Genomic DNA, 24,839 nt, shown 5'->3' on the forward strand with positions numbered 1-24,839 from the left:
ATAAATAGATATTTGAATTTACAGCAATAAAACATTAGTAATAAAAAAGAGGCTGATCATGATTTATGATACAGCCTCTTTCTTTTTGAGCACTTCCCCCACGGATCACAAATGGTTTTACTTCCTGTATCCAACCATCTATCCGCCAGTGCTTATTTTAAATTCTCGTCTATTGTTTTCTTCATCCAGTAAGGTGCGCTTGGCGCGTAACCCACCCAATGCAGCGCTACTTTACCTTCTTTATCTAATATCAAATTGGTAGGATATAAAGCTATCCCGTACTCTTTGGCATAAATCCCGCCCTCATTTACTACCTGGTAATTAAAAGGGGTGGTTGCCAAAAATTTCTTGAGATCGCTTTTAAAGTCAAGCGCTACCGCGATGAAAACCACGTTGGGATTGTCCTTATATTTTGCAGATACCTCGTTAAGTTCGGGAATTTCCTGCATACAGGCTGGGCAACCAATAAACCAAAAGTTAAGTACAACCACTTTGCCACGCAGTTCTTTAAGTGATAACTTGTTTCCGTTAATATCGTGAGTAGAAAACAGTTTGATCGGCTCGCCCGTTTTAAAATACTCAGACTCAAAAGGTTTCGACCAGTTACTCATCTTCTCATAAGGATCGGCCGGTGGTGGAGGTGGCGCGGCCGGGTCGTTATCAACGGACTTATCCGTTGGCGCGTTACTTATACCGCGATTAAGGTGCCTGAATAAAGCGCCGCTACCCTGTTTTACCAGTATAAATTTATTATCCATGTGATTAAAATCTTCGGGCACCAATATATACGCTCTTGTACGGGTTAAAGCGCTCCATTGTGTAAAACTCAACACCTTCCCTGTCGAGTCTTTTACCACCGAATTTTGATCAATGGTATACCTGCGGATAGGAGCCCTTTTCACCGTATCCTGGGCGTTGGTAGTTAAGGCAATGCAAAGCAGCAGCAAAACCATAAAAATATTCTTCATCGCATTATACATAGTAGATGCAATAAATATAGCAGTTATTTGGGGATGTAGGAGTAAGGGTCAAGGATTAACGCCCCGCGGACAACTGTTTTTTGATCTTTTGTCCTTGCTCTTTGCTCCATTATCCAATCATCTATTTTTTAATCAAGCTGTAACAAACATATAGGCCTGTTAGTCAAACAGCTGCTTTTATCATACACAATACGCCCATGCCGGTAAAAACCTCGTACAGAGAAAACATTTCCATTGCATTGCAGTCCATAGCCGGTAACAGGTTGCGTACGTTTTTGACGGCGCTCATCATCGCCATCGGCATTATGGCATTAGTCAGTATTTTAACGGCGATTGAGGGCATCCGGCAGTTTACCAATGATGCCTTTGCCGATTTGGGGGCCAACTCCTTCACCATCCAAAACCGGGGCGAGGGACTTAATTTTGGCAATGGTGGGCACCGTAAAGTTTATCCATCCATTACCTATGATCAAGCTGATCGTTTTAAAAAGACCTTCAAACTGCCCGTTATTATCGCTGTTAATTTAGATGTTACCGGTATCGCGGTAGCGAAATTTGGCAGCGAAAAAACCAATCAGAATATTTCTATCTCGGGCTCCAACGAAAACTATTTGCTCACCAGCGGCAAAAAGCTCTCGTTCGGTCGTAATTTTTCAACTTCGGAATTGGAGCATGGCTCAAACGTAGTATTGATTGGCGATGAAATCAAACAAAAACTATTTAAACACTCCGACCCGATTAACCAAAACGTTTTTATAGGTGGTAATAAATATAAAATTGTGGGGGTAATTGCATCGAAAGGTTCAAGTTCATTTGGGGGCGATAAATTTTGTATCATCCCCATCCTGAAAGCCAAACAGATAGATACCAATAAAAACATATCTTATACTGTTACGGTAAAAGTAAAAGGCCCGGGAGCGCTGGATGCCACCATTGGTGAGGCAACATCCCTGTTCAGGAACATTCGCGGATTGAACATTGCCAACGAGGATAATTTTGAAATGTCAAGAAGTGATTCTATCCAGAAAGAATTGGGCGGTCAATTGGCAGGGATTACCGCGGGCGGATTTGCCATCAGTATTATTACACTTATAGGTGCGGCCATCGGCCTCATGAACATTATGCTGGTATCGGTAACCGAGCGTACCCGCGAAATTGGGGTACGTAAGGCCATTGGTGCAACGCCGGCAGTTATCCGAAAGCAGTTTTTAATAGAAGCCATTGTAATTTGCCTTATGGGCGGCGCGGCAGGTATTGTATTAGGTATGGCGGCGGGCAATGTTATCGCTGTACAAATAAGCGGCACCTTTGCTGTGCCATGGGGCTGGCTCATCTTCGCGGTGGTGTTATGTACATTCATCGGCCTGATCTCGGGCTATTACCCCGCAAAAAAAGCGGCCAAGCTTGATCCGGTTGAGGCCCTGCGTTACGAATAACCCACAGAAACACTTATCATAAATAAAATGCCGGCCCATACAGGATCGGCCTTTTTGTTTAATATAATTTCACGAAACCTAATTTCCAAAAGCTTTTTTAATTAGCCGGGCTATTTTAGTTTCATAAAACCGGTAACTCAATTCGGCAAATGCAATTACCATAACGATAATAATAAATGGCGATAGCATTGCCCAGGAACCCAGGTAGTGGCTATACTTATTGATGAGCAAAATCCCGATAACTTCATGGATGAGGTAGATGCTGTATGATATAACCCCGATACGCGTAATGAAGCTATTTTCAAGAATGGACAGGAAATTTCCTTTGTAGATCAACAGCAAAAAGAGGGCTATCATTATTGATCCGGCAAACATCTCCGCATAAAAGATACTTTGAAAATACACCCAGCTATCCCTAAGCAGGCAAAGTATCACCATTGTGGGATAAATTAAAAACCAATAGTTCTGCTTAATATTGATGCCGATGTATAATCTGTAAAAAATTACACCAGCTAAAAACCAGGCGATAAAGAAGGTGATATTAAAGACCTCGTTGCCATATCGCCAGTTGTCAAAAAAGCCAGCCAACCCATGTGCTTTTAAATATCCGGGATAATTGTTCAAAAAATAACCCGGCAGGTATTTAGTAATACTGATAGCAACACCTACCCACAACATATTTCTGAAAAACTTTGCCTTGTTTATAAAGTACAAAGCCGAGGCGATAATATAGAATTGCAGCTCCACCCATAGCGTCCAATAGCTGCCGTTTATCCAGCTGAATTTACTGCCGATAATCAGATTCCATAAAGATGGATTAATAAAGCTAAGGCCAGGGATTAGATTTTGGGCTTGTTTGGCGCCTGCGTAGTAAACAGGATCGTTAATCAACCGGGCTACAATAAAGGTTAACAGCGAGCACAACAACATTGCAGGGAACAGCCGGCTGAAACGGTTGCGGTAAAAGGTCGCAACCGTTGGCGTATGCGCCAATGTATAACTGATCACAAAGCCCGAGATCATGAAAAAGAACTGAACCCCTAAACCGCCGTATTTGAAAATGTGCAGAAAAAAGTCGTGATGCGGGTATTGGGCTATTAGTGGATTGGTGAGATGATACAACAGCACCGATATCACCGCGATGAACCTAAAGCCATCCAATACCTTTATCCGGTGTTTTTCCATGGGGTAGTATGTAACAAGGCTTGTTTACAACACTATATGCAATACTTTAAAAACGTGGAGTTGGTTGCTTTAAAGGCTAAAATAAAAGCTTGCCTTTTTTAATGTCCGAATTTTATCCAGATGAAATATCCAACCCAAAGCACAATATTGGAGTAAACACCGGCCAGTACATCATCCATCATCACACCAGTGCCGCTTGGCAGTGCTTCCATTTTGCGGATGCCAAGTGGCTTTACAATATCAAAAAAACGGAACAACACCAGGCCACCCAACAAAAAGTAAAGATTTTGCGGAAGAAACAGCACCGAGATCAACATGCCGGCAACTTCGTCAATCACCACACGCGAACTATCTTCGCCCCAATCTGGTTCAACTTTGTTGCTTACATAAACACCCCACAGGGTTATAATAACAGTAATAGCAAACAAGTACCATGGGTTTTGCAGGCTTGTATATTTCCATAACAGCCAAATGCCGCCACAGGTAACCATAGCGGCATAAGTACCTCCACCCTTTAAAAAACCAATACCAAAAATGGATGCTATTATTTTGTTGAAGTTCATTTGTTTGGTTAATATGCCTGGATCAACACTTCGGCAGGGATATTCAATATTTGAGTTAATTTCCGGATCATAGATAGGCTTAGTTTCCTTTTTCCTGATAAAATTTCCGATTTTCGGGAGCGGTTTCCCAGTATATTGCTCAACTCGCTTTCTGACAAATTCATCTGGTCCATTCTGAATTTTATAGCCTCTAATGGATTAGGGTGCCCAACCGGATAATGAACTAATTCATGTTCTTTTATAAGAATACTTAGAATTTCCAGTTCATCTGAATTGGCTGATCCCTCAATGATTTTAGTTTGCATAAGCTCATAGACCCGAGCCAGTGCATCATCATATTCCTGTTCTGTTTTAATTGGCTTTAACATAACTTATAGTTTTAGCGTCTATTTTGTCGTATTGTTTATGTGTCCCAAACCAAACAACAAAAATAATTTTTAACCGATATTCAATATCCACAATTAGTCGGTAGCTATTACCGTGAATGTTAAATACAACTCTCTTCTCATTTAAGATGGAGGCATTTCTGTATTGTGCCTTTAATTCATTAGGATTATTCCAACTGGCTAACAAGGCTTCCTCATACCAGCTTAACAATGCTTGTTCTGCCTGATAAAACTCAGAGATATAATCTTTTAAGGTTTTTACCGCAATAACCCTCATTTAATACAAAGATAAAAAATGTTACCATATTGGTAACATTGAAATGAAAAATATATTGTACGGGAACTTAGGACACTCCTATTGTTTATCCAGCACGTCCTCAGCAGCTTCAGCTACTTCCGGTTCAATGGTGTGGCGTTTGGGGAAGTTAAATAACAGGGATGTTAATACCGGGATAATGAAGATAGCAACTGTAAATACCGACGTTGCTATATCCGCGCTTTCGCCGGTCAGGGCTTTTGAAACAGATGCTTCCGGGTAAAAGTGTACATATAATGATGAAGACAATTTAATACCAAGTACACCAATTACAATAAAGGCAACGGTTTCAAGGAAAGTGAACTTTTCCATCAGCTTAACAAAAGCCTGTGCTACAAAACGCATGGCCAAAATGCCAATGAATACACCGATATAAATTAACACCACATGATCTGTAAAAGCCACGGCTGCAAATACATTATCTATAGAAAAGGCAAGGTCCATCAGCTCAACCAGGGCAACGGTAGCCCAAAATACGCCAAACACCCCAACGGTTGATTTATATAGCCAGTTTTTACTTTTATCAACCTCTTCATCGCCGGCTTCGGCATTGGCGGCCTGTATTTTTCCTTTAAAATAATCAAAGCAAAGGTAAAGCAGGTATAAACCGCCGATAGGTTTTAACCACCATATTTTCACCAGCCAGGCAGCCAGGAACAAACAAACCCCACGTAATACGTAGGCACCAATGATACCGTACCGTAATGCTTTTTTGCGTTGATCTTTTGGCAAATCGAGTACCATGGTAGCCAATACAGCCGCGTTATCAACCGAAAGCAGGCTTTCAATAACAATCAGGTTTAAAATGATCAGTAATCCGGCTTTTATATCGTCGCCTAAAATTGTGTGTAAAAAATCCATATTGGGCAGGTGATGTATTTTTATGAGGTTAAATAAACTAAATTAAATCGGTATTGAGCATACTTTTTAAAATATTGGCTTGCACATCAATATTACTGATGTTATCCAGGAAGCTGATGTCCGAAATCTTTTTATAATTATCAGTGAGCAAACTGGTAATTTCGGGCGGCATAAAGGCTTTCATGGCCGCGGCGTTGCCCTCCAGCCTGTCGTTCTTATCCTTCAGTTCGTAAACCAGTTTTTCTTTTTTGGATAGATTGGTCGACATATCTATGCCCGAGATCTTGGCCACGTCAAGGAAAACGAAAAGACTATCAGATGGCGCGTATAGAAAATGCCGGTCGTCATCTAAAAATTTGTAAACCTCAACAACCTGCGCGCCCGACTTCAATCCGCAGTAAAACTCGGTTTTAAAATCGTACTTACAAAGCACCCCCATCAGCTTACGCTGAATTTTGGCATAGTCGTTTTTGTAAATATCAGTTAGGCTATAGGCCGTAAGCTCTTCCATCAAATCGGTACTGATGGTGTAAAAGAAGTCGGCAGCAAAGCGTGAACTAAAGGCATTGATGTTTTTTGAAAGCGGGTTATCATGCGATTCGTCCGATAATACCTGGAATAGCTTGCGTAAAGAAAGATTTACCTTTAATGCTTGTCGCTGTTTTTCAATATTAAAATTGGCCAGGGTATAAGTTGGGTCGTTTAACCGTTCAATCATTTCCCGGTTAATCTGGATCTCATCAAACAGCAAACTCACATTGGTTTCGTTGTTCTTTTTGATCTTGCGGAGCAGGTCGATCAGACTTTGGGTAAACTGCAGGTGAAACAGGTCGAGTTTGTTGATATCCAGTTCGGGGTTGGCTTCAAACAATTTATGGATCACCTGGCTGCGCAGGTAAATTTTATAAATAATTTCGTCACCAAAAAACACAGAAAGCAATTGCAGCTTACTGAGCATTCTATTGGATTGATTTAAAATATTTAACCGGTTTTCGTCCATGTATTTCCTACAAATTTAAGAAAATATGGATGATAAAGGAACTTGGCCGTAGCAGTAACAAATGGCCAACTGTTGTACCTTTATGAAGATGTTAACCACCCTTATCAAATGATGACTTCTATACATTTAACTCCTGCTCGCAACTATACTCATGAAAAAAAGAATAAATAATATTATTGTACTCGGTTCAATTTTATTTTGCGCTGCATGTTCCCGTTTCCCTGTCGAAAATAACTGGAGCCGGGATAAAGAAGGTTGCCTGGGGTTAAGAAATAAAGCATTGGCCGATTCGCTCATCAATCAATACCAACTGATGGGCAAATCTGAAACTATATTTTTAAAAGTTTTTAAATCGCCAAATGATACCGAACATGTTGACGATGATGAAATACTGGTATACTACTGGGGCGGTGTTTGCGAAGGCCATAAATTGGTTACAGATGGCGATAAGTGTTATGCTAAGTTTTATTTTAAGGCGAGTGGCTTAGCGTTCGTTGATTTCACCTGCGAGTAATATAATCTGCTGCATTACCGCAAATTGTTAATAAAGTATAAAAAGCAAAAGGGCTACAATGATCAACATTATAGCCCTTTTTATTTAAACTGGGGTTATTAAACCATGGTCAAATTAAAACTCTTTATATAAACCAAAAATAGCCTGACCTTCTGTTATAGCCTGGTTTTTAACGGTACGGCCAAGTTCCAGGGTACGACCTGTATAAGTAATTTTTGGTCCGGCAGAGTTAACGTAGTTGCCTTTCAGGAATAAACCCCAGCCTGCACCTGTATTTAAGCGTATGCCAACACTGCCACCATAAGCAAACGCAAACTTGTTTGAACTCTGTTGGATGAATTCGCCAGTTTGTTCGCTAACACCTGTAATGTCAACTGCTATTTGTGGTGTTGCGAAGCTTTTGATCGCTCCGGCAGATGCCCTGAAGTCAAAAGTGAAAGCATGCCACACCAACGAGTACTGCGGGCCTAATAAAATGTTTAAACTGCGGTAACGTTTGTTGGCCGTTACTGTAGATCCATCAGCAACATAGGAATCGGTATATCCTTGTGATATTTTAACATCATCATCATAAGTAAGGTTACCCTGGTCCTGGTAAGTTACGGTGTAGCCTAATGCAGCACGTTTAAAAAAGTAATGCGCCCCATCAATTGAGTATACTAACCCCTTTTTTGCAAAACCAGATTTTGGGTTGGCGTAATCGGTTACTTTAAAAGCGCCAAATGGCCTTGACTGGCCTGCCCCTAAACTTATATAGCTTTTTGATTTTTCTGAAGCAATATCTTCATCCTGAACATCCTGCGCTTTGGCGTTAAAGACAATCAGCATAAAAAAGGCTGAAGCCAATAGAGTAAAAATTTGTTTCATGTTGTAATAGTCCTATTAAATAAAATAAGGTTTGCCCGTTACCTTGTTTATTTGGTTTAGCAAACGTGTAAAAAAATGCATTATTATCATTAACCTGCCCGATATTGCAAAATAAGCGGTTAATATATAGCACATGCATACCCAACAGCCGCAACCGGCCGGGATACCGGTTCAAGCCGGTTTTACTTACAGGGCGCTAATATAGCTTGCCCTGCTCAATTATATGGCAGCAAACGGTAAATATTAACAACTTTTAACCTTTATTGCCGCAAATAGCTTGCGGGCATGCCGTTCAAATCCATATCTTTAGTTTCCTGTAATTTAAAGTGAGATGAAAAAAACACCGTGTTTATTTGCATTAGCTGTTTTATTTTGCAGCTACACCTACGCGCAACAAATGACTATTAAAACACTGCCATACCCACAAACTAAAAAGGTTGATACCGTTGATACTTACTTTGGCACCCCGGTGCCCGATCCTTACCGCTGGCTGGAAAACGACCAGGCCCCTGATACCAAAGCATGGGTGAAAGAAGAAAATAAGGTTACGCAAGACTATCTAAAGCAAATCCCCTTCCGTGAGGAGATGCGCAAACGCCTGGAAGTACTTTGGAATTACGAAAAATACAGCGCACCATTTAAAGAGGGCAAATACACTTATTTTTATAAAAACGATGGACTGCAAAGTCAAGCGGTTTTGTACCGACAAATTGGCGATAACGGCACGCCCGAGGTGTTTTTAGATCCCAACAAATTCTCGGCCGATGGTACAACGTCATTACAGGGGATAGATTTTACCAAAAACGGCGAATTGGCGGCTTATCAGATCTCGGAAGGCGGATCTGACTGGCGCAAGGTAATTGTGATAAAAACTGATGATAAAAGTGTTGTGGGCGATACGCTGATAGATGTGAAATTCAGCGGCCTGGCCTGGAAAAGCACGGAAGGTTTTTACTACAGCAGCTATGACAAGCCTAAGGCGGGTAGTAAACTATCCGGGTTAACCCAATACCATAAATTGTACCATCATAAATTAGGTACAGCACAAAGTACAGATCAGTTGATTTTTGGAGGCGACAAAACACCCCGCCGTTACATTGGCGCTTACCTGACAGAAGATGAACGTTTCCTGGTGATCTCGGCAGCTACTTCAACTACGGGGAACGAACTATATATACAGGATTTAAGCAAGCCTGGCAGCCAGATTGTTAATGTTGTTAATAATTTTGATAACCAGCATTCGGTATTGGATAACGTGGGTAGTAAGCTATACATCATCACCAATATTTATTCGCCAAATTTTAAAATTGTTACGGTTGATGCCGTAAACCCAACCATTACCCATTGGAAAGATCTTATCCACGAAACAAAAAATGTGCTTACTGCCAGTACCGGCGGGGGCAAAATTTTTGCTGAGTACCTCAAAGATGCCACCTCGTTTGTGCAGCAATATGACATGAATGGCAAACTGGAGCGTACCATTAGTTTACCATCGGTGGGTACCGCTTCGGGCTTTGGGGCCAAAAAGGAGGAAAAGGAAACTTATTACACCTTTACCAGTTATGTATACCCACCCACTATTTTTAAGCTGAATATAGCCAGCGGCCAATCATCTGTGTATAAAAAATCGGGCGTTAAGTTTGATCCTGAACTTTACGAATCGAAACAGGTGTTTTATAATTCAAAAGATAAAACAAAGATCCCGATGATTATCACCTACAAAAAAGGCACGGTGCTCAATGGCGAAAACCCACTGATGCTTTACGCCTATGGCGGCTTTGGCGTAAGCTTAACCCCGGCTTTCAGCACATCAAATATTATATTGCTGGAGCATGGGGGCATATACGCGGTACCTAATTTGCGTGGCGGCGGCGAGTATGGCGAAACCTGGCACAAAAAGGGCATCAAAATGAAAAAGCAAAACGTGTTTGACGATTTTATAGCCGCTGCCGAATACCTCATAAAAAACAAATACACCTCGAAAGAAAAACTGGCGATATCCGGTGGCTCAAACGGGGGGCTGCTTATTGGCGCCATGCTTACCCAACGGCCAGATCTGTTTAAAGTAGCTTTCCCGGCAGTGGGCGTTATGGATATGTTGCGCTACAATAAATTTACGGCGGGCGCAGGTTGGAGCTATGATTACGGCACAGCCGAAGATTCAAAAGAAATGTTTGAATACCTGTATAAATATTCGCCCTATCACGCGTTAAAACCGCAGGCTTACCCGGCCACCATGGTTACCACTGCCGATCATGACGACCGCGTGGTACCGGCCCATTCATTCAAATTTGGATCACGTTTGCAGGAATATCAAAAAGGCCCGGCGCCGGTACTCATCCGTATTGAAACCAATGCCGGCCACGGCGCAGGGCAATCAACCGCGCAGGTGATAAGCAGCCAGGTTGATAAATGGGCCTTTATGTTTTGGAATTTGGGGGTGAAGTGGTGAGTTGATATTGATGTAATGGACCTTTAAGCAAGAAAAGACTTACGAAATTTTTGAAACCGCGTAAGTTTGGGTATACAACTTTTAATGGGGTTAGTTCAAAAGGCTTATACCAGGTCCGATTGCAGCGCTACCCTAAATCCCCCTTGTTCATCTTTGTTCATATAAAGTGTTACAAAACCAAAGTGGCATGTTGCGTGTAGTTGGTACATGGAATATATTATACTAATTATTGCTGCATTTTTATTAGTGTTGGCTTTGAGTTATAGAAAAAAGCATCAAAAACTTGTGCCAACGGGCCGCATACCCGATGCAATAGCTGCCAACCGTCGCGCGGCTTTATCTTTTGTTTTAGCCATATTTACAATAATATTATTTATCGCTATAAAGCAATATAACTAAGCCCGGTTAACAGACTAATGGTAATGGGCCAAAAGAGAACCCCTTTTTTGGCCCATTTTCAGTTTACAGGGCCTCCTATAGTTTTTTTGTCCTTGCTCTTTTGTCCTTTTATCTTTTATCGCACTTACTATCCCCAGTTGTTAAAAATCTTTTTTTGAATTGTGGGCCTATTCCCTCAACTTCGCAGTCCGAAATTTGATGTATGATATCGCATTCTAAAAAAATAGCTGCAGAGCTTTCCATTGCTGAAAAACAGGTAACCGCTACCATTGCTTTACTTGATGAAGGCGCAACCGTTCCGTTTATTTCCCGTTATCGTAAAGAGGTTACCGGCACGCTTGACGAAGTACAGGTAGCCGAAATCCGCGACCGCTCACAGCAATTACGTGATCTGGATAAACGCCGCGAGGCTATCCTCAAATCGCTAACAGATATGGGCAAACTAACACCCGAACTGGAAAAGCAGATCAACGAAGCCGAAACCATGGTTACGTTAGAGGATATTTACCTGCCATATCGCCCTAAACGCAAAACCCGTGCAACCGCGGCCCGCGAAAAGGGCCTGCAGCCCTTAGCCGACCTGCTGTTGGAGCAACGCAAAGCCGACCTGCAAACCGAAGCCGCTGTTTTTATTGATGCCGAAAAGGGTGTTAGCAGCATTGAGGAAGCGCTTGCCGGCGCAAGGGATATCATTGCCGAAACGATTAGCGAAAACGCTGAAGTACGTACCCGCATTCGTGAGCTTTTTGTAGAGAAGGGCACCTTCCAATCAAAAGTTATTGATGGTAAGGAAGTAGAAGGCATAAAATATAAAGATTACTTTGACTGGACCGAACCTGTAAAATCGGCACCATCGCACCGTATCCTGGCAATGCGCCGGGGCGAAAAAGAAGAAATCCTTTGGCTGGATATTAAACCTGCCGAAGAAGAGGCCATTGCAGCCCTGGAGGATAGCTTTGTTAAAGCCAATAACCCAAGTGCAGATCAGGTTAAGCAAGCTATTGTCGATGGCTATAAACGCTTGCTTAAGCCATCAATGGAAACTGAAGTGCGCCTGCTTACCAAAAAGAAAGCCGATGAGGAAGCCATCCGTGTATTTGCCGAGAATGCCCGCCAGCTTTTGTTGGGTGCGCCACTGGGTCAAAAACGGGTAATGGCTATCGATCCGGGTTTCCGCACAGGCTGTAAGTTAGTTTGTTTAGATGAGCAGGGTAAGCTTTTAGAGAATACGGCCATTTACCCGCACACCGGTGCTGGCCAGGCCCGTGAGGCCGAAAAAACTGTTCAGCATTTGTTTGACCGGTATAAAATTGAAGCCATTGCTATTGGCAACGGCACTGCCGGCCGCGAAACGGAATTGTTTGTGCGTAACCTTAACCTGCCCGGCGTTGCCATTGTAATGGTTAACGAAAGTGGTGCGTCTATCTATTCGGCATCGGATGTGGCGAGAGAGGAGTTCCCGGATAAAGATATTACCGTAAGGGGTGCCGTATCAATCGGTCGCCGGTTGATGGACCCTTTGGCCGAGTTGGTAAAGATTGATCCAAAATCGATAGGGGTTGGCCAGTACCAGCATGATGTAGATCAGAACAAGCTCCAGACTTCGTTGGACGATACCGTAATGAGTTGCGTGAATGCCGTTGGCGTGGAGTTAAATACGGCTTCAAAACAGATCCTGGCCTATGTATCGGGCCTTGGTCCGCAGCTGGCACAAAACATTGTTGAATACCGTGATCAGAACGGCGCGTTTAAACGCCGCGACCAACTTAAAAAAGTGCCCCGCCTTGGCGAAAAAGCTTTTGAGCAGGCAGCAGGTTTCCTAAGGATCCATCATGCCGAAAACCCGCTGGATTCAAGCGCGGTACACCCCGAGCGTTACAGCTTGCTGGAGCAGATTGCGAAGGATATGAAATGTACCGTTAAGGATTTAATGGGCGATGCTGTCATCCGCAGGAGCATCCCGCTGCAAAAATACACCTCAGAATCGGTGGGCTTACCAACCCTGAACGATATCATGGCAGAGCTTGCCAAACCCGGCCGCGACCCGCGCGAGCAGTTTGAGGCCTTTAGCTTTACCGATGGTGTAAATGCCATTGGCGATTTAAAGGTTGGTATGAAGCTGCCTGGCATTGTAACCAACATTACCAATTTTGGTGCCTTTGTTGATATCGGCGTTCACCAGGATGGGCTGGTACACCTTAGCCAGATCACCAACCGATATATTAAAGATCCTAATGAAGTGCTTAAAGTTCACCAAAAGGTAGAAGTTACCGTAACCGAAGTTGATGTTAACCGCAAACGCATCGCCTTATCCATGAAGGAGAACGATAAAAGCGCGCCGCAGGAAAGAAGGCATGACGACAGGCGATCTGCCGGCAACAAACCATCATTCAACAAAAAGCCGGTTGAAGCACCTGAGACAGACATCGCCATAAAACTGGCCGCTTTAAAAAACAAGTTTAAATAGCGGTTGCTTAACGTGTTTGAAACACCCTGTTGTTTGAATTTAGTAGTATATCAAACAACAGGGTGTTGCTTTAAAACAGATGATAGGAACGATTTTGTTTTGATTATTACCGATACACCCCACCAATAGTGTTCCACCGGAACGGGTGGAACGCATGGAACACCCCGAACATCTTTCCGTCTCAATATCAGGTAGTTAACGTTTTTAAAACGTAAACTTCGTGGAACACTTTAATCGCTCATTATCAGATATTTATACAAAAATAGCGATACAAAACTCCACATACGCCCGTTTGCTGACAAAATATTGTCACCACTGTTTAGTACTAAAAAAAGTTTACACTGGGCGCTTGGCTTGCAAATGTTCAATTGTGGCTGAGCATATACTTCATAAGATTTACCTAAATAACGTGAGTTCGATATAAGAAATAGCTGTCGTAAATCAAGGAAAGGATGTCATTTCGATTGAGCAAGGGCGGGATTGAGCGGTTGCGCGAAAGAGAAATCTTATATGACATGCTATGATGGACTGCATAACGCATAAGATTTTTCGCTTCGCTCAAGAGGTAGTTTCTCCTCACCCTCCACTCAGCCATGAGCCGTTCGTCGAAATGACATTTGGGGGTTCTTATATCAAACTCACGTTAAATATTTTTGAAAGAACTTTAAACAGTTTCTAAAAAACAATAAAGAGATGGAGTATTAATTCATCTCCCATTTTCTGATTACTTGCGTATCTTAACCTCATAATTATTTTACCGTGCCCATCAATAAACTCTTTACAAGTTTTGACAAATATCTTCCGCTGGATGCAGAAGAGCGGGAGGAACTGCGCACCAGGGTAACTGAAAGGAAAATCAAACGCCGACAATTCATTTTGCAGGAAAGCGATGTTTGTAAACATTACACCTTTGTGGCCGAGGGTTGTTTTAAAAAGTTTCAGGTTGATGATAAGGGGGTACAACACAACCTGCAGTTTGCAGCCGAAGGCGACTGGATTATGGAAATTGATAGCTTTTATTCGGATAAGCCCAGTCGTGTTTATATAGAGGCCATTGAACCATCTATCATTTTGCAGATAAAGAAGCCCGATCTGTTTTACCTGTTCACACACAACCCCAAGTTCGACCGGAATTTTAGGGTGATTATGGAAAATCGCTTTGTTGAATTGGAAAACCGCATCCTGCAAGCTATCAGTTCTACCGCCGAAGAACGGTATTTATCTTTCATCAACCAATATCCGCACCTGTTTCAACGCCTGCCCAGCACCCAGATAGCCTCTTACCTGGGCATTACACCCGAGTTTTTAAGCAAGGTGCGCAACAATATCGCTAAAAAATAGGCTTAGCCTTAAACTATATTAAGGATATTTCTTAAACTCGTTTATGGGCTGTGGCCCCGCGTAACCGTCACTTTTGTGCTGTTCATTAAAAACATAACACAAAATGGAAGATATCAAAAAACGCAGGGAAAGCTTTGAGCAATTAGGCAAAATTTATCCCAAAGACGCGTCAATAAAAATAGAGCCGGTTTCTATAAACGGCCTAAGCTGCTATTGGTTCACCCCCAATAATGCAATAGCAAACAATATCATCATTTACCTGCACGGCGGCGTATTCGCAGTAGGTTCTATTCGTTCGCATGAGGCTTTGGTAAGCCACATCACCGGGAAGCTCAAAACAAAGGTTTTATTTGTAGAATATGCATTAGCTCCCGAACATCCTTTCCCGGCAGCGCCAAAGGATGTTTTTAATGTTTACAAGGCGTTATTAACTATTTATCCCGGCCACGCCATTAGCCTCATTGGCGATAGCGCGGGCGGCGGCCTCATCGTTTCCTTAGTTGGCGATTTGCTTAAACGACAAATGAAATTGCCGCAGGCCGTTGTAATGATTTCCCCATGGATAAGTTTAAGCTGCGATAACCCATCACATGAAGAAAACAGAACTAAAGACCCTATTTTAACCAGGGAATATGTCAAAAATTCGGCAAAGGATTATATTGGCGACACTCCGCTGGCTATAGCAAGTCCTGAGAACGTGCAGCTTAACGCATTCCCGCCGGTATTGATAGTGGTGGGCACTAATGAAATCCTGTTAGATGATAGCTGCAATTTTTATGAGCAAGTAAAGCTCCTACAGCAAAAGGCTGTGTTGAGCATCTATGAAAACCAAAACCATGTTTGGCCATTGGCCAACGTTCATTCCGAAGCTTCACAAAAAGTGTTAGCAGAGATGGGTGAGTTTTTAAAAGAACTATAATAAACCTTTATGCCGCCGCTACAAAGCAATAGATTCCTGCTTTGCATCGGTGGCATAAAAAATATATCTTCACCTCAAAAAAAGAGGCAATAGATATTATGGGTTCATCTAAAGAAATACTTGAAAAAATGTTCGCCGGCGGCGGTATAACCATTAACGGTACCAATCCCTGGGATATACAAGTACATAACCCTAAATTTTACGATCGTTTTTTAAGCAAGGGGACCATCGGGTTTGGTGAATCGTACATGGAAGGCTGGTGGGATGTTGAAGCTCCCGACGAGCTTTTTTTCAGGATCCTTTACCACCGGGTTGATAAGTTGATCCCTAAAAACTTTGATACCATTAAATATATGCTGAAAGCCCGGTTTATGAACCGGCAAACCAAAAGCAGGGCAAAGGAGGTAGTGAATAAACATTACGATATCCGTGATGATGTTTTTGAAAAAACCTTAGATAAGCGAATGCTGTACTCCTGCGGTTACTGGGAAACTGCCCAAACAATGGATCAGTCGCAGGAGGATAAACTTGATCTGATTTGTCGCAAACTAAAATTAGAACCCGGTATGCGGATGCTCGATCTGGGTTGCGGCTGGGGCGGCCTATCGCAATTTGCCGCCGAAAGATATGGTGTAACCGTTGTTGGCTTAACTATTTCTGAGGAACAGGCCAAAATAGCCCGCAAGGTTACGGCGGGTTTACCTGTAGAAATAAGGGTGCAGGATTACCGCGACCTGCATGATCAGTTTGACAGGATTGCCTGTATGGCTATGATGGAGCATATTGGTTATCGCAATTACCGCACACTGATGGAAACCATAGCCGAAAATTTAACAGATGATGGCATAGCCCTGGTTCATACTATCGGCGGTAACTACAATACCAAAATTACCGACCCCTGGATAGATAAATACATTTTCCCAAATGGAATGTTACCTTCGGCCGCGCAAATTACTACAGCCGCTATGGGCTTGTTTATTTTGGAAGACTGGCAAAACTTTGGCGTTTATTATGACCGTACCTGTATGGAATGGGCAAAAAAATTTGAATCGAACTGGCCGGAGCTAAGCGCCAATTATGACGAAAGTTTTAAACGGATGTGGTTGTTTTACCTTTATGCAAGCGCTGCATCTTTCCGCGCCCGCAAAAACCACCTGTGGCAAATTGTTTACACCAAACCCAAAAAACTTGGTCTTTACAAAGGGATCAGGTAAGCGCTAATATGAAAAAGCCCGGTTGTTAAACTTTACAACCGGGCTTTTTTTGTTAATTTACATCCTTACCGCTCTGCAGTTTAGCTATCATCCTATCCATCGTATCCTGGTTAGGTTTGTCTTTGGCCATAGTACGTGTTTTTTGTGCCAGGGCAAGTGCCTTTTTATAATCGCCAATGGCCGAGTAGGCACGCACCATACCAGCGTTAGTCAAAAATTCAGTTGGGTATTTATCATAGTTGGCTTTAAAAATATCAAAAGCTTCTTTACCTTTTTTATGGGCAGCCAGGCCCCGGGCATAAAAATACAGCTCGTTCATATCGCCGTAAGGGATTGCTTTTTTAATTGCTTCGGTAGCTTCAACACCGCGACCAAGACTGTCTAAAACAGCGGCTTTGGTTGTCCAGGCCTGGAAACTGTGGCTGCCGCCAAAATCGGGGCCTACCGCGTTGTTTGCCCAGTTTAAACCTTCGTCCAAATTGGTTTTGTTTTGCGCGCAGAATAAAGCCGCCTGGTTCCAGCTTTCCCAGGTAAATCCTTTTTCGCCGCGTAGCTCTTTTCTAAACGATGCCAATTGGGTGGCCACCAGGTCTACATCAACCTTAAACGGAATAGCCAGTTTTTCCCACTCCAGGTTTATTACTGCCGAAGAAGGTGCCTGGTTGGTAAATTCATACTTTAGCCATTCTACACTTTGATCTGCTTTAACCGGTTTTACTTTTACACGCAAGGCGTCCTCGGTCTCATCATAAAAGAAGCTGCCCCACGAAGAGTTGTTCTTTGAAAAAATAAGCGTGCTGCTTTCAGGATCATAAGCTATGAACAAAGCATACTTACCGGCCGGCAACGGTTGCCCTTCAATTTTAACATCGGTAGAAAACTCAATAGTGGTGTTTTCATTGGCGCCTGCCCGCCATGGTGCGGCTTTGGAAGTGCCAAAGCCCTGATCTACATACCCAACGGGTACCAGGCCGCCCCAAATGTGGCCATCGCGGCCTTTTACACCAGGTCTGTCGTAATGAATGTTTACATCTGTAATGCCAATCTGCTCGCTGACGCTGGCACGCTTGTTACCGCCATTTGCCGGCGATGTTAACTGAGCCTGGGCGGCGGCGCCCAAAATAGTTTGAAATAACACCAGGGCAAGGCCCATACAAATTTTCTTTTTCATGCAGTAAAGTTTAAATAAAAGCGGATAAGCTTCCTGTAAATGGATTGAATGAATTGGTTTGAATAGCTTAACAGGGTGTCTGTTTGAGAGTTAGACAGCGGGGAAGCCACTTAGTTACAGGCAGGCAGCCGGATATTTTTAAATTAGGGTTTAAACGAGAAGGATTAGCATATTAAAATTTTTTGCTAAAACGATACAGGCCGTCATTGATATCAAATAACGGCCTGTATTTATCCTGTTATAGTACCCTAACTCTTTTTGAAACCCATGATCCTAAAATTGCTGACTAATGCTTTTGCACCATTCTGATATTGCATTGGCCCGCTAATGAAAAAGTTTTTCGCGGTGGTTGGTAAAAATAGCAGGGTATCGGCAATTTTGGTTTTATCTATATATACCGCCATGCGGTCGCCATCAACGTTCATTGATATGTGCATTGGCCGGTTGGCGTAAGCGGTAAGATCAAACCGGGTATTGAGGTTTTTGCTGATGAATGAACTGTAAACTTCAATATCATCATTATTATAATACTTTAGCTGCAGATAGGCACCGGTGCCGCTATTGTAATCTTTTACGCTGTTATCATTAATAAAGCCAGTAGTTATAGGATAAATATCCTTAACTACATCTACAGCGGTAAAAATATCAAACTCAATGGTAAAGTGTTTGGGGTAAAAGATCTGTTTGGTGAATTTATAAGTGGCATTATCGCCAAGAGCAAGCCATTTACCATCCTGCCCATTAATGGCAACAACCGATGCCGATCCATTGGTTTTAAATGTGTGAGTTGATGAGCCTGTTGGTATATTGGCAAAATCTTCTGCCAGCAACAGCGTATCGCCAGGTACAAAATCAAAGCCCTCGTTAATGGTGGCCCGGTTGCTCTTAGTTGTTGTTTGATTTTGGGTTTGAGCTGTGCTTGTTTTTTTATCTAAAGCATCACTGGCTTTTTGAGCAGCTTTGTCTTTGGCCTTTTGTAACAGACCGCCAAATTGGGCATGTGCAGGGTTGGCAGCAGTTATTATCGCAGCGGCAATTAAATTGAATAATAAGGTAGCTTTTTTCATGATAGGTAATAATTATTAACGCAATAAACAAAATTCGCGGTAAACTGTTTGATATTTTTTAAATAATAACATTATCGTAACGTTGGGGGCTAATTGTAACGGGCTTGCCCGCGTACCACCGGCAGGTGTAAAATGTAACTCGTTTAATACATTGTTATCCGATCATATCTAAAACCAAATCGTATTTTTACGGTAATCATTTATCTAAATACTAATTGCTCTGCCATGCTATCTACCTTCAAAAAAACATTTATAACGGGTATTATCCTGTTAACTACCGCGGCTTGCCAGGCGCAAACCGGCGGCGATAGTACCCTTGCACCAGTTGAAACCAATAGCCCTAACAGCCAGTACAAACCGGCCTTTGTTGGCCAAACCCGTATTGCAGGCGTTAAAACCAAAACGCCTTTAGCGGTAACTGTAATCAATACTGAATTGAGCCATCCCTGGGGTTTATGCGTTTTGCCCGATGGCCGTTTCCTGATCTCGGAAAAAGGTGGCACTATGCAGATTTTGAAAGCCGACGGAAAAGCTGATAAAAAGATCACGAATTTGCCGGCAGTAGTAAACCAGGGCCAGGGTGGTTTGCTGGATGTTAACATCGATCCCGCATTTAGTACCAACCGCATCATTTACTGGGATTATGCCGAGCAAACTCCTGAAGGGAACGTTCTTGCTGTAGCCAAAGGCAAACTGGCAGCCGATGAAAGCAAGGTTGACGATATCCAGGTGATCTATAGGGCTACACCGGCTTATAAAGGCGCATTGCAATACGGTTCAAGGATTTTGTTTGATAAACAGGGCAACCTGTTTGTAAGTACCGGGGAGCGTTCTGGTGCCGATATCCGCATGAAAGCCCAGGATTTGGGTGCCGCCATTGGCAAAATTATCCATATCACCAAAGAAGGCAAGCCTGTTGCAGGCGGCCCGTTTGCTAATACAGCCGGAGCCCTGCCCGAAATTTACGCCTATGGTTTCCGCAATCCTGAGGGCATGGCCTGGAACCCCGAAACAGGTGAACTTTGGGAAGATGAATTTGGCCCGCGCGGTGGTGATGAGATCAATATCATTCGCCCCGGGAATAATTACGGATGGCCGGTAGTTACCTACGGTATTGAATACAGCGGGCAGCCTGTGGGCGATGCGATACAACAAAAAGAGGGAGTAACACAACCTATTTATTATTGGGACCCGGTGATATCGCCGGCAGGCATTACTTTTTATACCGGTAACCTGATCCCCGAGTGGAGGGGCAATTTATTTGTTGGAGGATTGAGCGGATCGCACATTGCGCGGCTGGTGATTAAAAACAACAAGGTTGTAGGCGAAGAAAGACTACTTAAAGACAAACGCGAACGCTGGAGAGCATTAAACACCGGCAAAGATGGCGCGCTATACGGCGTTACCGACAACGGCAAAATGTACCGCATTGGCAAGCAATAAGCCTATATTGATATATGGAATCAAAAATATTCTCCTACAAGGTTGAGGGAATCACCCTTGAACCTTCAACCGATACACTAAAAGTAAGCGCTGTATTTGACAGAAAGGAACTTACCGAGAAGCTCAAAGAACTGTTTAAAGCAGATGGCTTTAAAGTAGATGAGCGATCAATCAACTACAAGATAATCGATGATCAGTTGTACATTCAGGGCCTGGCTGTAAAAGAAGAGGTGGCGAAGTCTATTGGCTTTATGACGGGGAAGTAAACGGCGATCAATGCCACAAAAAAAGAGCGATAAGTTAACCCTATCGCTCTTTTCTATTTTAAGTCCTTCGTCTTTTTTCCTAAAAGTCCAAAAGTCAATTAGTCCAACAAATTATATCAGTAACCTAACCGGTTCTTCTAATAATGATTTTAGTGTTTGCAGGAATGCTGCGGCCGTAGCACCATCAACCACACGGTGATCGGCACTTAAAGTAACTTTCATTACGTTACCCGGTACAACCGCGCCATTTTTAACAACCGGAACCGCCTGGATACCGCTTACAGCAAGGATACACGCGTTTGGTGTATTAATAATAGCTGTAAACTCATCAACACCAAACATACCAAGGTTTGATATGGTGAAAGTTGAGCCTTCCATTTCTGCAGGTTGTAATTTTTTAGATTTTGCTTTACCTGCAAATTCTTTTACTTCAACAGAGATGTGGCTTAATGATTTGCCATCGGCAAATTTAATAACCGGTACCAACAGGCCTTCATCAACCGCAACGGCAACACCAATATGAATATGCTCGTTAGTACGGATCTTATCGCCCAGGAATGATGAGTTGATAGCAGGGTGTTGTTTTAAGGCAACAGCACAGGCTTTCAATACAAAATCATTAAATGATATTTTAACCGGGGCAACATCATTGATACGGGTACGGGCGGCAATAGCCTGGTCCATATCGATGCTCATGGTTACATAAAAATGCGGAGCGGTGAACAAGCTTTCGCTTAAGCGGCGGCTAATGGCTTTACGCATTTGAGTAACTGCCCTTTCGGTAAATTTCTCTTCGCCGGTGTAAGTTGGCAATACAACAGGTGCTTTAGCTGCTGGTGCTGATGGAGCAGCGGCTGGCGCGGCTTCAGGAGTGGCTGCCGGTTTAGTACCTGGTTTAAATTCTTCAATATCTTTTTTAATAATGCGGCCGCCTTCTGCGCTGCCTTTAACATCATTAAGGTTGATACCTTTATCTTTTGCAATTTTACGTGCAAGCGGCGATGCTTTAACCCGGCTATCATCAGCAGACGATGAAACAGTTGGAGCAGCATCTGCTGTTTCTGTTTTTGCTTCCGGTGCAGCTTCAGTAGCAGGAGCCGGTGCATCACTATCAGCTTGTAATAAAGGAGTAATATCGGTACCCGCTTTACCCACAATGGCTATAATTCCATTAACAGCAATGGCTTCGCCTTCTTTTACACCAATGTATAATAAAGTGCCGGCTTCGTAACCCACAACTTCCATGGTAGCCTTATCGGTAGCCACATCTGCCAGTGAATCATCAGCTTTTACTGTATCGCCCACTTTAAAGTTCCATTTTTCAATGGTGCCTTCGGTCATGGTATCACTTAACAGCGGCATGCGTATAACCGCGGCAGGTATGCTTGACAGATCAACCTTGGGTGCAGCTGTAGCAGCAGGTTTTTTATCAGCAACAGGTGCCGGTTCGGCAGTTTTTTCTTCTTTCTTTTCAGCAGGCTCGCTACCACTATCGGCCAGCGCGGTTTTGTAATCTTCACCTTCTTTACCAATTACGGCAATAACCGAATCAACCGGAACGGCTGCACCTTCTTCAACACCTATAAATAATAAGGTGCCATCCTGGTACGATTCAAAATCCATGGTAGCTTTATCAGTTTCAACCTCGGCCAATACATCGCCGGATTTTACTTTATCGCCAACTTTTTTATGCCATTTAGCCAATACCCCTTCGGTCATGGTATCGCTCATCTTAGGCATTTTTACTACTTCGGCCATATACTTTTTATATGTGTTATAGAAAATTTAGTATTTATATAGGTAGTGGTAAGTTAGTAAGTGCTGAGTTTTGAGTTTAAAACCTGTTGAAATATTTCAAACTCAAAACTCATTACTTAAAACCCAAAACTAATCTCTAATGTATGGATAATCTTCCTGAACGTAAACGTCGGTATATAGTTCAGAAGCCTCAGGCCATGGCGATTCTTCGGCAAATTGAACCGCTTCATCAACTATAGCTTTAATTTTTGCATCAATCTCTTCAAACCAGGCGTCATCAGCATATTTCTTTTCAACAATGGCCTGTTTGGTCATTTCGATAGGGTCTTTTGCTTTGTAGCTTTCCAATTCTTCTTTGGTACGGTATTTCTGCGGATCAGACATGGAGTGACCTTTGAAACGGTAAGTACGCATTTCTAAAAACGTTGGGCCTTCACCTGCACGTGCACGTGAAATTGCTTCGTCCATAGCAACGTGTACCGCGGCAGGGTCCATACCATCAACGGCAGATGAAGGAATACCATAAGGTAAGCCTAATTTATAAATATCTGTTTGGATAGTGGTACGCTCAACAGAAGTACCCATGGCGTAACCATTGTTTTCGCAAATAAAAATTACAGGTAATTTCCAAAGCGCAGCCATATTAAAGGTTTCGGTAAGTGCACCCTGACGTACGGCACCATCGCCCATGTAAGTGATGTTTACAAACTCGGTACCTTTATATTTTTCGGCAAAAGCAACACCGGCACCCAATGGTACCTGGCCGCCTACTATACCATGACCGCCGTAAAAGTGTTTGCTTTTATCAAACATGTGCATAGAGCCGCCTTTGCCTTTTGAGCAACCGGTAGCTTTACCATACATTTCGGCCATAATAGCATTGGGCGTTACGCCTTTAGCCAGGGCATGAGCGTGATCGCGGTAAGCTGTGATCATGCTGTCTTCCTGTTTCATTACAGACATAGCGCCGGCTAATACAGCCTCCTGCCCAATATACAGGTGGCAAAAGCCCCTGATTTTTTGTTGTCCGTATAGTTGTCCTGTCTTTTCTTCGAACTTGCGCATCAACAGCATTTGTTCGTACCACATCAGGTAAGTGTCCTTTGTTATTTCGATTGAACTCATGTATTTAAACAGTCAATTTCTTGGAGTAAAGCGCAAATCTAATTATATCCTTTAAATTATCGAAACCGCAACCAAATTGTTATGCAGAATTATTTTTTATTTCATATTGCCCCGGTTTGGTGAGCAATAAAAGGCGTGTTCAGCTTGTTTAACCAAACTTTATAAGGCTATTTTGAAGTTTCACAAAAGCGTTTTGCGATGTTTTCTGTGTTTGAACGCACAAAACATGGTTATTGTCCTGATTTTGAGACTCTTTTTTTATATTTTTTTCGAGTCAATGGCAAAATATGGTAACCCTTTATAATGAATAAACGTAACAGGATGCACTATTGATTAATAAGATTGTTTATAGATGATGGTTTTTTATATTTTTTGAAAAAAAAGCGTCATTAATTTGCAATTTTAAAAAATATGGATAGTTTTGTATTCAACGATAGACAAAGTGTCTGATTTAATAAACAATTTGTTGGCCCTAACAACAAACTTAACGCATTAAATGAAGAAATTTGCCCTGGCTATTGCCCTTATGTTCACTGTTTTAGCTTCACAGGCTCAAACAAAAACGGCTCCAAATACAACGGATGATAAAACCGAAGAGCAAGACGGTTTAGCTAAAACATACTTATCCCAAATTATGGGTGTTGCGTTATCAGCAACCTCAAACATGAAACTTTTTCACTTTGTTTATGACTGGATTGGTACCCCATACCATTTTGGCGGCGAATCAAGAAAAGGGATCGATTGCTCGGCATTTACCAAAGAATTATACAGCGAGGTTTTTAATCTGGATATTAAACGTAGCTCACGCGACATTTTCAGCATGGTTAGCCCTGTTGGTAAAGATGATTTAAAAGAAGGCGATTTAGTTTTCTTTAAAATCCATAGCCGCCGTATATCGCATGTAGGTATTTATTTGGGTAATGGTCGCTTTGCCCATGCATCTTCAAGAGGGGTAGCTATCAGCAGCCTGGATGACAATTATTACAGCCGTTATTTTTACAAAGGAGGCCGTATGTTAGCCTCATTTAAAGAAGAACTGATTAATGCCCCGGCTTCTGCAGGTGGCGATGACGAGAACAATAACTAAAGAAATTCAATTAAATATCTAA

The 24,839-nt window shown here is 42.5% G+C and carries 22 protein-coding genes; 10 read left to right on the forward strand and 12 right to left on the reverse strand.

Translation table 11 applies throughout. The features are described from left to right. Nucleotides 1–152: 152 nt before the first annotated feature. A complete protein-coding gene (locus FHS10_RS24315) occupies nt 153–968 on the reverse strand; it encodes a peroxiredoxin family protein (protein WP_259096112.1) in 816 nt (271 codons plus the stop codon). A 209-nt stretch (nt 969–1,177) separates the two neighbouring features. On the opposite strand from FHS10_RS24315, the gene FHS10_RS24320 reads away from it, so the two are divergent. Then, nucleotides 1,178–2,416: an ABC transporter permease gene (locus FHS10_RS24320; RefSeq protein WP_259096115.1), complete on the forward strand. Its 1,239-nt coding sequence runs from the start codon at nt 1,178–1,180 to the stop codon at nt 2,414–2,416. 78 nt (nt 2,417–2,494) lie between these two features. Here FHS10_RS24320 and FHS10_RS24325 read toward each other — a convergent pair whose 3' ends face one another. From FHS10_RS24325 to FHS10_RS24350, 6 genes are all read right to left on the reverse strand, one after another. Beyond that, nucleotides 2,495–3,601: an acyltransferase family protein gene (locus FHS10_RS24325; protein WP_259096117.1), complete on the reverse strand. Its 1,107-nt coding sequence runs from the start codon at nt 3,599–3,601 to the stop codon at nt 2,495–2,497. Nucleotides 3,602–3,699: 98 nt separating this feature from the next. Beyond that, a complete protein-coding gene (locus FHS10_RS24330) occupies nt 3,700–4,164 on the reverse strand; it encodes a phosphatidylglycerophosphatase A family protein (RefSeq protein ID WP_259096119.1) in 465 nt (154 codons plus the stop codon). Nucleotides 4,165–4,172: 8 nt separating this feature from the next. Further along, the gene (locus tag FHS10_RS24335) at nt 4,173–4,532 is read right to left on the reverse strand and encodes a helix-turn-helix domain-containing protein (RefSeq protein ID WP_259096121.1); all 360 of its coding nucleotides are present in this window, start codon (nt 4,530–4,532) and stop codon (nt 4,173–4,175) included. Continuing rightward, nucleotides 4,516–4,827, reverse strand: a complete 312-nt coding sequence (locus FHS10_RS24340; RefSeq protein WP_259096123.1) for a type II toxin-antitoxin system HigB family toxin — start codon at nt 4,825–4,827, stop codon at nt 4,516–4,518. The genes FHS10_RS24335 and FHS10_RS24340 overlap by 17 nt, the downstream gene beginning before the upstream one ends. 78 nt (nt 4,828–4,905) lie before the next feature. Continuing rightward, a complete protein-coding gene (locus FHS10_RS24345; RefSeq protein ID WP_259096126.1) occupies nt 4,906–5,727 on the reverse strand; it encodes a MeeY/MeeF family manganese export membrane protein in 822 nt (273 codons plus the stop codon). A gap of 37 nt (nt 5,728–5,764) precedes the next feature. Next, complete coding sequence (locus FHS10_RS24350; RefSeq protein ID WP_259096128.1) at nt 5,765–6,685, reverse strand: hypothetical protein; 921 nt, start codon at nt 6,683–6,685, stop codon at nt 5,765–5,767. Between the two features lie 193 nt (nt 6,686–6,878). On the opposite strand from FHS10_RS24350, the gene FHS10_RS24355 reads away from it, so the two are divergent. Continuing rightward, nucleotides 6,879–7,241: a hypothetical protein gene (locus tag FHS10_RS24355; protein WP_259096130.1), complete on the forward strand. Its 363-nt coding sequence runs from the start codon at nt 6,879–6,881 to the stop codon at nt 7,239–7,241. A gap of 114 nt (nt 7,242–7,355) precedes the next feature. Here FHS10_RS24355 and FHS10_RS24360 read toward each other — a convergent pair whose 3' ends face one another. Beyond that, complete coding sequence (locus FHS10_RS24360; protein WP_259096132.1) at nt 7,356–8,108, reverse strand: hypothetical protein; 753 nt, start codon at nt 8,106–8,108, stop codon at nt 7,356–7,358. A gap of 331 nt (nt 8,109–8,439) precedes the next feature. On the opposite strand from FHS10_RS24360, the gene FHS10_RS24365 reads away from it, so the two are divergent. From FHS10_RS24365 to cfa, 5 genes are all read left to right on the forward strand, one after another. After that, nucleotides 8,440–10,560, forward strand: a complete 2,121-nt coding sequence (locus FHS10_RS24365) for a prolyl oligopeptidase family serine peptidase (protein WP_259096134.1) — start codon at nt 8,440–8,442, stop codon at nt 10,558–10,560. Nucleotides 10,561–11,161: 601 nt separating this feature from the next. After that, complete coding sequence (locus FHS10_RS24370) at nt 11,162–13,426, forward strand: Tex family protein (protein WP_259096136.1); 2,265 nt, start codon at nt 11,162–11,164, stop codon at nt 13,424–13,426. 759 nt (nt 13,427–14,185) lie between these two features. Beyond that, on the forward strand, nt 14,186–14,767 hold the full coding sequence (locus tag FHS10_RS24375; protein ID WP_259096137.1) for a Crp/Fnr family transcriptional regulator: 582 nt from the start codon (nt 14,186–14,188) through the stop codon (nt 14,765–14,767). A gap of 103 nt (nt 14,768–14,870) precedes the next feature. After that, entirely contained in the window at nt 14,871–15,686 is an 816-nt protein-coding gene (locus FHS10_RS24380) for an alpha/beta hydrolase fold domain-containing protein (RefSeq protein ID WP_259096138.1), read from the forward strand. A 98-nt stretch (nt 15,687–15,784) separates the two neighbouring features. Further along, nucleotides 15,785–16,900 (forward strand): cyclopropane fatty acyl phospholipid synthase, encoded by a 1,116-nt coding sequence (cfa, locus tag FHS10_RS24385; protein ID WP_259096140.1) that lies wholly within the window; start codon nt 15,785–15,787, stop codon nt 16,898–16,900. A gap of 52 nt (nt 16,901–16,952) precedes the next feature. On the opposite strand, the gene FHS10_RS24390 is transcribed toward cfa, so the two are convergent. Then, a complete protein-coding gene (locus tag FHS10_RS24390; protein WP_259096142.1) occupies nt 16,953–18,071 on the reverse strand; it encodes a DUF2911 domain-containing protein in 1,119 nt (372 codons plus the stop codon). A 248-nt stretch (nt 18,072–18,319) separates the two neighbouring features. Beyond that, complete coding sequence (locus tag FHS10_RS24395; protein ID WP_259096144.1) at nt 18,320–19,138, reverse strand: hypothetical protein; 819 nt, start codon at nt 19,136–19,138, stop codon at nt 18,320–18,322. A 225-nt stretch (nt 19,139–19,363) separates the two neighbouring features. On the opposite strand from FHS10_RS24395, the gene FHS10_RS24400 reads away from it, so the two are divergent. Both FHS10_RS24400 and FHS10_RS24405 read left to right on the forward strand, forming a co-directional pair. Then, nucleotides 19,364–20,581, forward strand: coding sequence for a PQQ-dependent sugar dehydrogenase (locus FHS10_RS24400; RefSeq protein WP_259096147.1), 1,218 nt, complete (start codon nt 19,364–19,366; stop codon nt 20,579–20,581). 14 nt (nt 20,582–20,595) lie between these two features. Continuing rightward, nucleotides 20,596–20,847 carry a hypothetical protein gene (locus FHS10_RS24405; RefSeq protein WP_259096149.1) on the forward strand — a complete coding sequence of 84 codons (252 nt, stop codon included), beginning with the start codon at nt 20,596–20,598 and terminating at the stop codon, nt 20,845–20,847. A gap of 111 nt (nt 20,848–20,958) precedes the next feature. Here FHS10_RS24405 and FHS10_RS24410 read toward each other — a convergent pair whose 3' ends face one another. Beyond that, nucleotides 20,959–22,605 carry a dihydrolipoamide acetyltransferase family protein gene (locus FHS10_RS24410; protein WP_259096151.1) on the reverse strand — a complete coding sequence of 549 codons (1,647 nt, stop codon included), beginning with the start codon at nt 22,603–22,605 and terminating at the stop codon, nt 20,959–20,961. A gap of 129 nt (nt 22,606–22,734) precedes the next feature. Continuing rightward, complete coding sequence (gene pdhA / locus FHS10_RS24415) at nt 22,735–23,730, reverse strand: pyruvate dehydrogenase (acetyl-transferring) E1 component subunit alpha (protein ID WP_259096153.1); 996 nt, start codon at nt 23,728–23,730, stop codon at nt 22,735–22,737. A gap of 496 nt (nt 23,731–24,226) precedes the next feature. Here pdhA and FHS10_RS24420 point away from each other — a divergent pair, with 496 nt between their 5' ends. Further along, nucleotides 24,227–24,817: a C40 family peptidase gene (locus tag FHS10_RS24420; protein WP_259096156.1), complete on the forward strand. Its 591-nt coding sequence runs from the start codon at nt 24,227–24,229 to the stop codon at nt 24,815–24,817. The last annotated feature ends 22 nt before the right edge of the window (nt 24,818–24,839 follow it).

The sequence above is a fragment of the Mucilaginibacter dorajii genome, assembly GCF_024808255.1.
Classification (GTDB): Bacteria; Bacteroidota; Bacteroidia; order Sphingobacteriales; family Sphingobacteriaceae; genus Mucilaginibacter; species Mucilaginibacter dorajii.